12 protein-coding genes are annotated in these 14,455 nt (G+C 62.3%); 3 read left to right on the top strand and 9 right to left on the bottom strand.

Going from position 1 to position 14,455, the window contains the following annotated elements; genetic code table 11:
- Positions 1-2: 2 nt before the first annotated feature.
- Positions 3-962, top strand: a complete 960-nt coding sequence (locus CIW50_RS24275; RefSeq protein WP_149533748.1) for an SMP-30/gluconolactonase/LRE family protein — start codon at positions 3-5, stop codon at positions 960-962.
- Between the two features lie 4 nt (positions 963-966).
- Here CIW50_RS24275 and CIW50_RS24270 read toward each other — a convergent pair whose 3' ends face one another.
- The 4 genes from CIW50_RS24270 to CIW50_RS24255 all read right to left on the bottom strand — a co-directional run bounded on the left by CIW50_RS24270 (position 967) and on the right by CIW50_RS24255 (position 6,238).
- On the bottom strand, positions 967-2,229 hold the full coding sequence (locus tag CIW50_RS24270) for a GGDEF domain-containing protein (protein ID WP_149533747.1): 1,263 nt from the start codon (positions 2,227-2,229) through the stop codon (positions 967-969).
- Positions 2,230-2,480: 251 nt separating this feature from the next.
- Entirely contained in the window at positions 2,481-3,911 is a 1,431-nt protein-coding gene (locus CIW50_RS24265; protein WP_149533746.1) for an aldehyde dehydrogenase family protein, read from the bottom strand.
- Between the two features lie 274 nt (positions 3,912-4,185).
- On the bottom strand, positions 4,186-5,160 hold the full coding sequence (locus CIW50_RS24260; RefSeq protein ID WP_149533745.1) for a DMT family transporter: 975 nt from the start codon (positions 5,158-5,160) through the stop codon (positions 4,186-4,188).
- A 157-nt stretch (positions 5,161-5,317) separates the two neighbouring features.
- Positions 5,318-6,238: a cytochrome c gene (locus CIW50_RS24255; protein WP_149533744.1), complete on the bottom strand. Its 921-nt coding sequence runs from the start codon at positions 6,236-6,238 to the stop codon at positions 5,318-5,320.
- A 164-nt stretch (positions 6,239-6,402) separates the two neighbouring features.
- On the opposite strand from CIW50_RS24255, the gene CIW50_RS24250 reads away from it, so the two are divergent.
- Entirely contained in the window at positions 6,403-6,825 is a 423-nt protein-coding gene (locus tag CIW50_RS24250) for a CHRD domain-containing protein (RefSeq protein WP_149533743.1), read from the top strand.
- A 78-nt stretch (positions 6,826-6,903) separates the two neighbouring features.
- Here CIW50_RS24250 and CIW50_RS24245 read toward each other — a convergent pair whose 3' ends face one another.
- From CIW50_RS24245 to CIW50_RS24225, 5 genes are all read right to left on the bottom strand, one after another.
- On the bottom strand, positions 6,904-7,350 hold the full coding sequence (locus tag CIW50_RS24245) for a c-type cytochrome (RefSeq protein WP_149533742.1): 447 nt from the start codon (positions 7,348-7,350) through the stop codon (positions 6,904-6,906).
- A gap of 92 nt (positions 7,351-7,442) precedes the next feature.
- Positions 7,443-9,740: a xanthine dehydrogenase family protein molybdopterin-binding subunit gene (locus CIW50_RS24240; protein ID WP_149533741.1), complete on the bottom strand. Its 2,298-nt coding sequence runs from the start codon at positions 9,738-9,740 to the stop codon at positions 7,443-7,445.
- A gap of 104 nt (positions 9,741-9,844) precedes the next feature.
- Positions 9,845-11,377, bottom strand: coding sequence for a murein biosynthesis integral membrane protein MurJ (murJ, locus tag CIW50_RS24235; RefSeq protein ID WP_149533740.1), 1,533 nt, complete (start codon positions 11,375-11,377; stop codon positions 9,845-9,847).
- Positions 11,378-11,420: 43 nt separating this feature from the next.
- Entirely contained in the window at positions 11,421-12,572 is a 1,152-nt protein-coding gene (locus CIW50_RS24230; RefSeq protein WP_149533739.1) for a DegT/DnrJ/EryC1/StrS family aminotransferase, read from the bottom strand.
- Between the two features lie 76 nt (positions 12,573-12,648).
- Positions 12,649-13,659 carry a Gfo/Idh/MocA family protein gene (locus CIW50_RS24225; protein ID WP_149533738.1) on the bottom strand — a complete coding sequence of 337 codons (1,011 nt, stop codon included), beginning with the start codon at positions 13,657-13,659 and terminating at the stop codon, positions 12,649-12,651.
- A gap of 272 nt (positions 13,660-13,931) precedes the next feature.
- On the opposite strand from CIW50_RS24225, the gene CIW50_RS24220 reads away from it, so the two are divergent.
- Entirely contained in the window at positions 13,932-14,423 is a 492-nt protein-coding gene (locus tag CIW50_RS24220; protein WP_149533737.1) for a hypothetical protein, read from the top strand.
- Positions 14,424-14,455: the final 32 nt, after the last annotated feature.

Genomic DNA, 14,455 nt, shown 5'->3' with positions numbered 1-14,455 from the left:
CAATGTCCGACTTGTCATCGCCCGGCTGGCGCCCGGCGACCTATTATCCCGACCCCGCCATTCACGCTCTCGATCCTCGCTTCGAAAAATACTGGATCAAGCTCGGCGCCATCGAACGCATCACCACCGGCATGCGCTGGGCCGAAGGGCCGGTGTGGTTCGGCGACGGGCGCTATCTGTTGTGTTCGGACATTCCCAACAACCGCATCATCAAATGGGAAGAGGAAACCGGCGCGATCAGCGATTTCCGCAAGCCGTCGAATTACGGCAACGGCAACACGCGGGATCGCCAGGGACGTTTGATCACCTGCGAACACGGTCGCCGCATCACCCGCACCGAATATGACGGCGCCATCACCGTGCTGATGGATAATTTCGAAGGCAAGAAACTGAACTCGCCGAATGATGTCGTGGTGAAATCCGATGGCTCGATCTGGTTTACCGATCCGCCCTTCGGTCTGATGAGCGAGTATGAGGGCAACAAAGCGCCGTCCGAAATCGGCCAGAATATCTACCGCATCGACGGCGACACGTTGAAGTCCACCATCGTCGCCGACGATGTGCTCGGTCCCAACGGACTGTGCTTCTCGCCGGATGAGAAGCTGCTCTATGTCGTGGAATCGCGCGGCGTGCCGAACCGCAAGATTCTCGCTTACGACGTTGCCGACGACGGCAAGACGCTGAAGAACAAGCGCGTGCTGATCGATGCGGGCCCGGGTACGCCCGACGGCATGCGCTGTGATATAGACGGCAATCTCTGGTGCGGCTGGGGCATGGGCAAGCCGGAGCTGGACGGTGTCTTCATCTTCGCGCCCGACGGCGAACAGATCGGCCGCATCGCGCTACCCGAGCGCTGCGCCAATGTCTGTTTCGGCGGCTTGAAACGTAACCGGCTGTTCATGGCCTCAAGCCAGTCGATCTATGCGGTCTATGTCAATACGCAGGGCGCGCTTGGCGGCTGATGGATCAGGCAATCTGCTGCAGCGGTTGTCGTGCCGCAACGCCATCCTTGACGCAGTTACGTCCACACTGCTTGGCCAGATACAAGGCACTGTCAGCCGCCTCGACCAGCTCGTGCGGTTGAATACTCGCGCCGGCCGCCACGATGCCAACACCGATGCTGACGGTCAATCGCTCACCCGGTTGCGGCAACGCTGCGCGGTCCATGGTTTCAACGGCCTGCCGCACCCGTTCGGCGATCACCAGCGCGTCGGCGTGCGTCGTCGCGGGCAGAATAAGCGCGAATTCCTCACCGCCGTAGCGCGCCGTGAAATCGTTGACGCGCCCCGCGGTTCGGATCGCAGCCGCCACCAGTTTCAGGCATTCGTCGCCGACCAGATGCCCATATGTATCGTTGAAGCGCTTGAAATGATCGACGTCGATCAGCAGCAAAGCCAGCGGCGCGGCGCACGTCGTCTGATCTTGCAGACAGAGTTTCAGTTTCTGGTCAAAATCCCGCCGATTACTGACGCCGGTCAAGCCGTCGGTGAGCGCGAACGTCGATAGCCGCGCATTCACGACCGCAAGATCTGAATTGTAGCGCGTCACCTGGCCCAGCAACGCGACCCGATCGTGATCGGCCTTCAGCATTTTCGTGCGCAGTGCGACCAATTCGAAAACGAAACCGATCTGGTACCACAGATAGAGAAGCACGAGCGGAATTGCGACTGCTATCCCGAAAATCGTGGCGGCCATACCGACCATTCCAAGCACGATGCTGATATGGACGATCACCACGGCCGGCATCGCGTAGGCGCGCGCGGTGACTCCCTGAATCGGCGCGCTGATCAACGCGAAGACAGCGAAGCGGGCCGGCCCCTCGGTCGTAAAAATCAGGATTGACAGGCTGGAGCCCCAGCCCAGTGCGGCGATGAAGCTCGATTTGGCCGATAGACGAATCCAGTCAGAAACCCGTGCGTCCGGCCCACGCCTATGATAACGGCGAGCAAAAACCACGCGAAGACTGAACGTTCCTAAAACCATGACAGCAGCCGGAACGGAGGCAAGCGAGCCGTCGGCGTACCAGTTATACCAGGCGATGAGCGCGATCGCGGTCGCGGTCAATGCGTGCGCGAACGGGCTAAAGAGCCCCTCCAGCATTTCCCACGCCTGCTCTTTCGTCGCGTAGTCGGATCCGATCAAACCTGCCGTTGATGACATCACGCGGCGCATCGCGGCAACTTGCGCGCGCAGGCTCTCCATCATCTGTCTTCCGACCAGCCACATCATGCCCGAACTCAATCAACATAAGCCCCGGCCGCGATCATGCCCTCGATGTCTAACGGACTGGTATATTCGGCAGGATCGATCGGGACATTATAAACGATGCGTTAACAGCATGCGGCAAGTCGATCGATGGGAGTGCAGGTCGGCGCAAACCAACGAGCGGCGTTGTCAGTTCTCGCGAAAAACATAAACGCCGATGCAGTTTCCTGCACCGGCGTTTTCAGTCACGAAGCTCTCGCTTCGATGACGCGGTCTTACGCCGCGGTGTAGCCGGCGATTGCCTTGACCTCGAGGAAGTCCTCGAGACCGTGCTTGCCCCATTCGCGGCCGTTGCCGGACTGCTTGTAGCCACCGAACGGCGCGGTGCGATCGTTCGGAGCACCCTGCAGATTGACGTTGCCCGCGCGGATGCGGCGGCCGAACTTGCGGGCGTTCTCAACCGTGTCGGCGGAGACGTAACCAGCGAGGCCGTACGGGGTGTCATTGGCGATGCGGAGCGCATCGGCTTCGTCCTTGGACCCCATGATCACGAGCACCGGCCCGAAGATTTCCTCGCGCGCGATGGTCATGTTCTCGGTGACGTCGGCGAAGATCGTCGGACGCACATAGAAGCCCTTGTTGACGCCTTCCGGCAGGCCGGGACCGCCGGCGACCAGCGTGGCGCCCTCCTCGATGCCCTTCTGGATCAGGCCCTGGATCTTGTCCCACTGGCCGCGATTGACCACCGGACCGATGACAGTGCCATCAGCGCGCGGATCGCCGGCCTTGGTCTTGTCGGCCTGCGTCTTCGCGATGGCGGCGATTTCCTTCATCTTCGCCTGCGGCACGATCATGCGGCTCGGCGCGTTGCACGACTGTCCGGAGTTGTTGAACATGTGAGCGACGCCGCCGGTGACGGCTTTCACGAAGTCGGCGCCGTCGAGGATCACGTTCGGCGACTTGCCGCCGAGTTCCTGGCTGACGCGCTTCACAGTGTTTGCGGCGCGCTTGGCAACGTCGATCCCGGCGCGGGTCGAGCCGGTGAAGGAGATCATGTCGATGTCGGGATGTTCGCTCATGGCAACGCCGACGTCAGGGCCCAAACCATTGACGAGGTTGAACACGCCCTTCGGCACGCCGGCTTCATGGAGGATTTCCGCGAAGATCAAGGCCGAGGTCGGGGTGTATTCCGACGGCTTGAGCAGCATGGTGCAGCCGGCGGCGAGCGCAGGCGCGACCTTGCAGGCGATCTGGTTCAGCGGCCAATTCCACGGCGTGATCATGCCGACGACGCCGATCGGCTCCTTCGTGATCATGGCGGCGTTGTGCGGCTCGTCGAACTTGTAGGTCTTCAGCACGTCGAGCGTGGCGACGAGGTGACCGAGGCCGGCACCGGCCTGCAGTTTCTCGGCCATCGGCAGCGGAGCGCCCATCTCGTCGGAGACCGACGCGCCGATATCCGACATGCGGGTCTTGTAGACCGCGATGATCTTTTCGAGCAGCGCAATGCGCTCTTCGCGGGTGGTCTGGGAGAATGTCTCAAAGGCGCGCTTGGCAGCCGCGACAGCCTTGTCGACGTCGGCCTTGGAGCCCAGCGCAATGTCGTACATCGCATCTTCGGTCGCGGGATTAACGACAGGGGTAGTCTTCTTGACGACGGGATCGACCCAGGCGCCATCGATGTAGAATTGCAGGCGGTTGACCATTGGTAACCTCTTTGATTTCGGGAACGTCTGTCGTCAGAAAATTCTGTGCAGCCGGATCTATCTGGGAAAGAACGACACGTCCGGCAAGCACCCTTGCGCGGTCATTTCGCCTCATGAGCCCGTCATGCACGGGATGCCGCGTGAAAGCAGCAAATGCATATAAATCCAGCCGCGTGGCAGGAGCAAGGCCCCGAGTTTTGCGCGCGTTCTAAAATCGAGATCCCGCAACTTGCCGTTAAAACGTGGTGTGCATTGCAGCAAATTGAACAAGAAATCAGCGCGACTTTACGCGAACTGCGATGGGCGCATCCGGGTCGGCCTCATCATCGGCCATGGTGGAGATCGGCGACATCGGTGTGTCACGCAGCCGCTTCAAGCCGAGATGCCGCTCGCGCAGAATAACGAAAATGCCCGCCCCCGCGACGATCACCGCACCGCCCACCACGTAAGGCGTCGGTACCTCGCCGAACATCCAGAAGCCGAGCAGGAAGGCCCACAGCATCGCGGTGTAGTCGAACGGCGCCAGAAAGGACGCCGGCGCATAGCGATAGCTCTCGGTGAACAGCATCTGGCCGAGCCCACCGGAAATGCCGATGCCGACCAGCAGCGCCAGTTCGAAGTCCGTCGGCCAGCGCCAGCCGAATGGCGCGGTGAGCAGCGACGCCGCCATCACGATCAGCGTCATGAAGATCACGATGGCCGAGGACGATTCTGTCGCGGTCAGCCGGCGGATCTGAATGGTCGCTCCGCCCGACGAGAAGGCGTTCAGCAACGCCAGCGACAGACCGATGATCATTGATGTGGTCAACGCTGCATGGTCGTGGAAATACGGCGACAGCATCAGGATGACGCCGGAAAAGCCGATCGCCACAGCCGACCAGCGATAGGCATGGACCTCCTCTTTCAGGAAGATCGCCGCAAAGACCACGGTGATCAGCGGCGCGATGAAGGCGATGGCCGTGACATCCGCGATCGGCAGCCGCGCCAGTGCACCGAAGGTGCAGAACGTCCCGATGACGCTGAACGAGCCACGCACCAGATGCGCAGAGACGCGGTTCGTGCGCAGCGCTCCGCGCAACTGGCCGCGCCAACCGAAGAACAGCACGATGGGGATCAGCGCAAACAGTCCGCGGGCGAATACGATCTCGCCGAGCGGCACGTCGCTGCCGAGATAGCGGCCCTGAGCGCCCATGATGGCAAACGCCATGGTGCTGGCAATCTTCAGCGACACGGCTTTAAGGATGTTCATGAGATCGGGGGAATGGAGATCGGGGGAATCGCGGGGGCCTTCATGTTGCAGCACACAATCACGTGAGGCCCGTCACGAAAACCGCCGATGCGACATGGCTTGGCGGGTTTCCATGCAAGGCTGCACCTCGCCACAACCCAACCTTGCGCGGCCGATTTTAGCCCTTTTTAGCGGGCCTTGGCGGCCCTTCAACCGGGGGCAGCGACTTCAGATAGAGCGCCATTGCCGAGCGATCCTCGGCGCTCAACTGGGAGGTATTGCGGATCACGCGAGCCATGGAGCCGCCGGCAGTGTCGCCGTCCGGGGTCTGTCCGGTTTCGAGAAAATACGCGATGTCCTTCTCGCTCCAGTCACCGAGGCGCTTCGGGGTGATGTTCGGTACCCAGCCCTCGCCGTCGGGGTTCGGACCTCCGGCAAAGCGCTGTGCCGTCACGATGCCGCCCAGCGCGTTGCGCGGGCTGTGGCACTCGGCGCAGTGGCCCAGCGCATTGACCAGATAGCTGCCGCGATTCCACTGCGGCGACTTCGACGTATCCGCCACGAACGGCTTGCCGTCGAGAAACAGGGATTTCCAGATGCCGAGATTGCGGCGAATGTCGAACGGGAACGGCACGGCATGGTCCGGCGCCTTGCTCGCGACTTGTGGCAGCGTCTTCAGAAAAGCGAACAGGTCGCGCGCGTCTTCCACCTTCATCTGCTGGTACGACGTGTAAGGAAAGGCCGGGAAGTAATGCGAGCCGTTCGGCGATGTCCCCTTCAACAATGCCGTGACGAAATCAACCTCGCTCCAGCGGCCGATCCCCGCGACCGGATCGGGCGAGATGTTGGGCACGTAGAACGTGCCGAACGGCGATGTCAGCGGCAGGCCGCCGCCGAGCTTCAGCCGATCCTGCTGCGCCGGCGTGGCGTGGCAGGACGCGCAGCCACCGGCATTGAAGACCACCGCACCATTGCCGGGATCGGGCGTGTGCGCCGGGAGCGTGCTCGCAGCCACCGTTGCGGGAATCGTCAGCCACCAGAACGCGCCGAGGCCGACGACCGCGGCGACAACTGCAAGAATGAAAAGCCGTTTCAGCACGTGCATGTCCAATCGGTAGCCTGGTCGAACTTCAGCAAATGCAGCCCGTCGAACAACCTCTGCCGGAACGAAACCGTGATCCATCCCTTAGGCTTTTGGGGGAATGAATTGGCGTCTCGGATGTTTCCAGCCATGACGACCTCGCTACCATCAGGGAGAAAACCATGTCACCTCGTTCCATCATGCTCGCATCCCTCGCAATCGGCGCCAGCATCGCCCTTGCCGGCCCCGCTTCCGCCGAGAAGATGAAGGCGACCCTCGATGGCGCTTCCGAAGTGCCCGCCACCACCAGCGCCGGCAAGGGCAACGCCGATATCGATTTCGATCCCGCTACCAAGAAGCTCACCTGGAAGCTGACCTATTCCGGTCTTACGGGTCCTGCGACCATGGCGCATTTCCACGGCCCCGCCGAAGCCGGCAAGAATGCCGGCGTCGCCGTCCCGATCACACCGGCCACATCCGGCTCTGAAGGCAGCGCCACGCTGACCGACGCACAGGCCGCCGACCTGTTGGCCGGCAAGTACTATGTCAACGTCCACACTGAGGCCAACAAAGGCGGCGAGATCCGCGGACAGGTGACGAAGTAACAATCCCGCGGCGTTCGGTTTGACAACGAGGGCGAGCGCTACGGCACTCGCCCTCTCATTCAGAGTTTACAGTGGAGCTCAGACCTTCAACCTGAACGTCTCGTGGCAGCCTCCGCATGCCTTGCCGATGGCTCCGACATTGGCCTTGAGGCTGTCAAGATCCTTCACCTTACCCTTGGTCTCCGCAACCGCCTTGCTGAAGATCTCGACATGGGAGGCGAAGCCAGCCTTGTCTTCCCAGACCTTCGGCGACGACGAGTAATCGCCCTCACCTTTCAGCCCCTTGGTGCTGTCGGGAAAGAGCGATGGCAGCTTCTTGGCGGTGTCCTCGAGGACCACGAAAGCCGCATCGACGGCCGCCTGATCATAGGGCTTGTCGCCCTTGGCCATCGCGCTGAGCGTGCCGCCAAGAGCGCGCCCATTGGACTTCATCAGCGTCTGGCGTTCCTTGACGATCTCCTGCTGGGCCGAGACCGCGCCCACACCCAACAGCAGAGCTCCGACAACGAGAAGCGCACGTTTCATCAACCAATACCCCTGTTTGGAATTCGACTAGGACTAGTTTGCAACATGTAGATGAACCCCGCCGCCATCCGGCTATTCCCGGCGACGGCGCCCTACAGCCTGTGGAGCCGTTCGTGCTCGCGAATCGCCATCCACACCCTTTCCGGGGTTGCGGGCATGTCGATGTGCTCGATTTTGTATTCGCGATAGAGGCCATCGACGATGGCGTTCATCACCGCGGGGCAAGAGCCGATGGCGCCGGCCTCGCCTGCTCCCTTCACCCCCAGCGGGTTCGTGACGCAGGGAATGTTATGGGTTTCGAACGAGATCGGCGCGCCGTCGGCCGCGCGCGGCAGCGCATAGTCCATGAAAGTGCCGGTGACGAGCTGGCCGTCCTCGGGATCATAGATCGCCTGCTCCATCAGCGCCTGGCCGATACCCTGCATGGTGCCGCCATGAACCTGGCCGGCCAGCAGCAACGGATTCAGCGTGACGCCGAAATCGTCGACGATGACGTAATTGACGATGGCAATCTTACCCGTGGCGGGATCGATCTCGACCTCGACCAGATGGGTGCCGTTCGGGAAGGTGCCGTCGGCGCTGCTGAAGGTTTCCGACGCATTGAGCTTCGACGGATTAGCCTTTTTAGCGAGATCGGCGAATGACACCGAGCGATCAGTGCCGGCGATCTTCACCACGCCGCCATCGATCTCAAGGTCGGCCGCGCTGGTTTCCAGCACATCCGCTGCGAGCTCCTTGAGGTTGATACCGAGCTGCCTGGTGGCGCGCTGCACGCTGACGCCGCCGGTCGGGATCGATGCGGAGCCGCCGGTGCCGAGACCGGTCGCCACCTTCGCCGTATCGCCCTGGACGATGTGAACGCGGTCCGGTGTCACGCCGAACTGTTCGGCGACGATCTGGGCATAGGCCGTGTGATGGCCCTGCCCGGTCGACTGCGTACCGATGAGAATAGTGATGTCGCCATCGGCGCCGACAGCAACATTGGCGGTCTCGTCGCCCATGGTGCCGCAGACTTCCACATAGGTAGCCATGCCGATACCACGAACCAGGCCCTCCTTCTTCGCGGCCTTGGCCCGCTTTGGAAATTCCTTCCAGCCCGCGACATCCATCGCGCGTTTCATATGCGCGGTGAAATCGCCGGAGTCGTAAATCTTGCCGGTCGCGGTCTTGTACGGCATCGCCTTCGGCGTAATGAAATTCTTGCGGCGGATCGCATCCGGCGACAGCCCAAGTTTTCGCGCGCATTGATCGACGAGACGCTCGATCACATAGGCCGCTTCGGGACGGCCGGCGCCGCGATAGGCATCCACCGGCACCGAATTGGTGAACACCGTGCGCACGCGGCAATGGAATGTCTGGATATCGTAGAGACCCGGCAGCATGCCGGCGCCGCCATGCGGGATATATGGCCCGAAAGTCGACAGATACGCGCCCATGTCGGCCATCAGGTCGACATCCATGGCAAGAAACTTGCCGTCCTCGCTGAGCGCCATGCGCGCATGGGTGACGTTGTCACGGCCCTGCGCGTCACCGAGGAAGTGATCGGTGCGATCGGCGGCCCACTTCACATTCTTGCCGAGTTTCTTGGCGGCAAAGGCCACCAGCGCATATTCGCGGTAGGGAAACAACCGCGTGCCGAAACCACCGCCGACATCGGGGCAGATCACACGCATCTTGTCCTTGGGCATCTTCAGCACGTTGTCGCAAAGGATGTCGCGCAGACGATGACTGCCCTGGCTGCCGATGGTCAGCGTCATGTAATCGCGCTTGGCATCGTATTCGCAGATCGCCGCGCGGGTCTCCATATAGTTGATGATGACGCGCGGATTGACGATCTTCACTTCGGCGATCACGGGCGCCTTGGCGAACACCGCATCGACCGCCTTCTTGTCGCCGATCGGTACATCGAACAGGATGTTGCCGGCATGCTTGGCCCACACCTGCGGCGCGCCCTCGGCGACGGCATTGACCAGACCGTTCACGGACGGCAGCGGCTTCCAATCAACCTCGATGGCCTCAATCGCATCGCGCGCCTGCGCGACGGTCTCCGCAACGACGAAGGCTACAGCGTCGCCGACATGGCGGACTTCCCCGGCGGCGAGGATCGGATAATCCGGCCCGGTGAAAGGATGATCCTCGAGATTGAACAGGCACGGCAGACCGCCGAGGTCCTTGGTGTCGTCTGCCGTCAGAATCGCAGCGACACCTGGAAGCGCCCGCGCCTTGCTGACATCGATGGTGAAACTGGCATGGGCATGCGGCGAACGCAGCACAAGAGCATGCAGCGTGGCGGGCGCATGATCATCGGTATAGCGGCCACGGCCACGAATGAGAGCGTCGTCTTCCTTGCGCAGGACACTCTGTCCGACGCCGAATTTGATGGGAGCCATCGTTCCTCCGCTTGCAGTTTAGACTCAATCTACACTGCGGGAGGATGGCGGCAAGTGGCACGGGGGGCGTCGTCCTGCCCGACTTTGGGACACGATGAAGCGAGCTATCTGCCGCGGACCAGGCTGCGCAGCCAGCTTTTGCCGAAAAGCGTCAGGACCAATGCCGAATAGACCAGAACGGTCACGATGATGAGAACGCCCAGCGTCGCTTCGTCGCGGAGGCTGGTGAGACCCGCAAACTGCTCCGCCGCAAGACGCGCGGCGCCCCACAGCACCGCAGCGAGAACCACGCCGATCAGCGCGAATTTGCCGAGTGCCAGCAGGAACGCACGGTCGAATTCGAGATAGCCGGCCCGCATGGCGAAGAAGATAACCAGCAGCAAATTTATCCAGGCACCAGCCGCGGTGCCAAGCGCGAGGCCGATCTGCGCCAGCGGCCCCATCAGCAGAATCTTCAGCGCGACGTTGACTGCGATGCCGGTGAGCGCGGCAATCATCGGCGTCGTGGTGTCCTTGCGGGCATTGAAGGTTGCGACCGCGCTGCGGATCATCACGAAGGGGATCAGCGCAATGGCATAAGCGGCCAGCGTCGCCGCAGCGACGGCCGCATCGGCCTTGGTGAAGGCCCCGCGGGCAAACATCGCGCGCATGATGACATCAGGCACCACGAGGAATGCAGCGACGAAGGGCAGCGAGAACAACAGCGTGAACAGAAAGGCGCGGCGCTGCGCGCCCATGGCGCCGACGTGATCGTCTGCCGCCATCCGCCGTGACATTTCCGGCAGGAGCACCGTGCCGATGGCGATGCCGATCACCCCGATCGGCAACTGGTTGAGACGGTCGGCATAATACAGCGCCGACAGCGCGCCGACCGGCAAGAAGGTCGCGATGATGGTGTCGGCAAACAATGCGACTTGCGTGCCCATGGAGCCAAGCGTCGCCGGGCCGAGCGCGCGGAAGAAGCCGCGCACATCCTCGTCGAGGCGCAGCGGCGCAAAACGAGGAAGTCCGCCATGGCGCTGCAAGTCGCCGGCGAGCAGGAAATATTGCAGAAAGCCCGAAATCAGCACGCCCCAGGCCGCCGCATGGCCCGCACTCGGGAAGAACGCAGCCAGCGCCAGTGTCGCCATCATTGAGATATTGAGGAAGATCGAGGCGGCCGCAGCGCTTGCAAAGCGCTGCATCACGTTGAGCATGCCGCCATAGAGCGTCACCAGCGTGATCAGCAGCAGATAGGGAAAGGTGATGCGTGTCAGCTCGATGGCGAGATGACGCTGCGCGGGATCATCGGTGAAGCCCGGCGCGAGAATGCTCATGGCTTGCGGCATGAACAGAACGGCCAGAATGAGCAGCACGACCTGCGATGCAAACAGCAGTGTGAAAATGCGGTCGGCAAACAGATGCGCCGATTGCGGGCCGCCCTTCCCCGTCACATGGGCATAGGCCGGCACGAAGGCGGCATTGAACGCGCCTTCGGCAAAGATCGCGCGGAAATGATTGGGCAGCCGCAGCGCGACGAAGAAGGCATCCGCCACCGGCCCGGCGCCGAGGATCGCGGCGAGCATGATGTCGCGCGCGAAGCCGGTGATCCGCGAGAGCAGCGTATATCCGCCGACGGTGAAAATGCGTCCCAGCATCAGCCGCTTCTACAGCATGAAGCGGCGGTACAAAACGCTCAACTTAAGCCGCCAGCGCGTCGCGCACAGCCTGGATGACACGATCCTGGGTGGCCTCATCGAGATAGGCATGCACGGGCAAGCTGATGACATCGGCCGACAGCGCCTCGCAGACCGGCAGGCCGCCATCGACGACCGGATAGTCCCTATAGGCGGTCTGCATATGCATCGACTTCGCGTAATAGATCGCTGATGGGACGCCCTGCGCCTTCAACGCATCGGCAAAGGCGTCGCGGTCCGCGCCCTTCGGCAGGCGGATCACGTAACAGGCCCAGATCGACGTATTGCCCTCGGCGACCCGCGGCACGGTAACGAGATTGCCGAGGCTGCGGGCGTAGCGATCGGCTACTTTGTTGCGGGCGGCGATTTCGTCGTCGAAGATCTTCAGCTTTTCCAGCAGCACGGCGGCCTGGATGGTGTCGAGGCGGCCGGTGATCCCCAGCCGGACATTGTCGTATTTGTCCGAGCCCTGGCCGTGGATGCGGATGCTGCGCAGGTCCTCGGCGAGCTGGTCGTCATCGGTGAAGATCGCGCCGCCGTCGCCGAAACAGCCGAGCGGCTTGGCCGGAAAGAAGCTGGTGGTGGTGGCCAGCGCCGAGGTGCCGACGCGCTTGCCCTTGTAGGTCGCACCGAAGGCCTGCGCGGCGTCTTCCAGCACGAATAGCCCCTCGGCCTCGGCGATGGCGTTGATCGCATCGAGATCGGCCGGCTGGCCGAACAGATCGACCGGGATGATCGCCCGGGGCTTCAGGCCAGCCTTTTTGGCGGTGGCAATGCCGCGCTTCACGGATTCAGCGCTGATGTTGAAAGTGACTTCATCGACTTCGACGAACACCGGCGACGCGCCGACCAAGGCCACGGCCTCGCCGGTGGCGCAGAAAGTGAAGGACGGACACAGCACCGCATCGCCGGGGCCGATCTTTTTAGCCATCAGCACCATCATCAGCGCGTCGGTGCCGCTGGCGCAGCTGATCACATGCTTGGCGCCGCAATATTTGGCGAGCTCGGCCTCTAACTTGATGACTTCCGGGCCGTTGATGAACTGGCAGTGATTGAGCACGCGGGTGACCGCCTCGTCGATCGACGTGCCCAGCCGCTGACGCTGCGCATTGAGGTCGATAAAGGGAACGGGGTCGATGCGCGTGTGCTGGTTCATGATACCTGGCCTGCAGAGTGTCGTGTTGAAGTCTGTATTGAACGCCGGCGCATGCATGCGCCGGTTCGCTGTTGCGTCAGCCGACGACCTTGCGGGGCGCCGGACGTGATGCTGTGGCCGTGCGCGTCTTCGGCGCTTCAAGGCACTGGATCGCTATTTCGAGCGAGGCGACGCCCTCCTCGCCGGTCACCGCCGGCACGCCGCCGGTCCTCACCGCATCGAGAAACGCAGTGAGTTCGGCGCGCAACGGCTCGTCCTGCCCGACCGGCAAATGGCGCATCGAATAGCTGCCGTCGGTCTGAAAGCCGAAGCATTCGGTGACCTGACGGGTGAGGAGATCGCCCATCACATATTTGCCGCGTGTCGCGACGGTGACGGTGCGCGCCTTGAACGGCGTCAACCAGTTGGTGTTGATATGCGCGAGCACGCCCGACGCGGTGCGGAACTGCAGCAGCGCAATGTCCTCACGCTCGGCAACGGCGGAGGCCAGCTGCGGCTGCACCTCGACGATGTCGCTCTCGGTGAACCAGCGGATCAGGTCGATGTCATGCACGGCCAGATCGATGACGACACCGACATTGGACATGCGCGGCGGAAACGGGCCGACGCGCGTGATGCCGATCGACAAAATATCCTCACCCTCGATCGCCTTCTTGATGGCGGCGACCGCCGGATTGAAACGCTCGACATGGCCGATCATCAGCGTCACGCCGGCCTTGCGCGCGGCATCCACGATGTCGCGGCCCTCTTCCACCGTCGATGCCACCGGCTTCTCGACGAGGGCGTGGATGCCCTTGGCGATGCAGGCGAGCGCGATCTCGTGATGCAGGTGAGTGGGGGCTGCGATGACGACGGCATCGACGCCAGTGATGAGCAATGCCTCAAGATCCAAAAAAGTCTTGCAGCCGATCAGCTTCTCGGCGCGGGTGCGATGCTCGAGCATGGGATCGACGATGCCGACCATTTCGATGCCCGGCAGCCCGGCCAGCACGCGGCCATGATTGGTGCCCATGACACCTGCGCCCACGACGCCGACGCGCAGCGTGCGAGCCGCATCCTTCGCTGCGGAAGTTTCTTTCGACACCATTCAATAAACCTCAGAATTCTTAAGGGCACGCGGCGATTCACCATACCGGCGCCGTGCGTTCTCCTAGCATGCCCGCCACAGATGTGGCGATTGCCCGGCGGAGCTACCCAAACACGTTTTGATTCAAAGAATTACACCAAGTCGTGAAACCGGCCAAACACCCCTCATCGACCTAGCCCATGGGTGTGCGATCCATTGATATGACAGCACTTTTGCTGCATCCTTGGGCTGTCGCGACGCGCTGTTATCACCTGCCAATCGAGAGAAATTCCATGTTTCGCAAGCCGGTCGTCGCGCTGAGTCTCGTCATAAGCGCTCTGGCGGGAACCGGTGCCGGAACCGCCGTCTGGGCGCAGACGTCGGCCCCCACGCCGTCTCCCGCGACACCGACTGTCGTCGAGCGGACCGCCAAGGGCCCGACCGCGCGTAACTTCCAGGTCGGCGTCTATCTTAACGTCCAGCCCGACTGCACCTCAGGCACCCTGCCCGCTTTGCGCATGGTGACCCCGCCTGCGAACGGCACCATCAGTATCAAGCGCGGCAAGGTGAGCGCCACCAACTACAAGCAATGCCTCGCGCTCGAAGTGCCCGGGTTCATCGCGTTCTATCAATCGAAGGCCGATTTCGTCGGCAGCGATGAAGTGACCATTGAAGTGAAGTATCCGGCCGGGCGCACGGAGGTTCAGCGGATCAGGATCGACGTGGGCGGAAGTGGCGGCGCAGCGCCAACCGGGCCGAAAGCGCCGGCGGGGCAGAAGATCTGACGGAAAAGTCCAATCTCACCGCCCCGTGCGGC

The sequence above is a fragment of the Tardiphaga sp. P9-11 genome, assembly GCF_008329525.1.
Lineage (GTDB): Bacteria > Pseudomonadota > Alphaproteobacteria > Rhizobiales > Xanthobacteraceae > Tardiphaga.
Note: the sequence above shows the minus strand (reverse complement) of the source record. Positions and strands in the feature narration are given on the sequence as shown.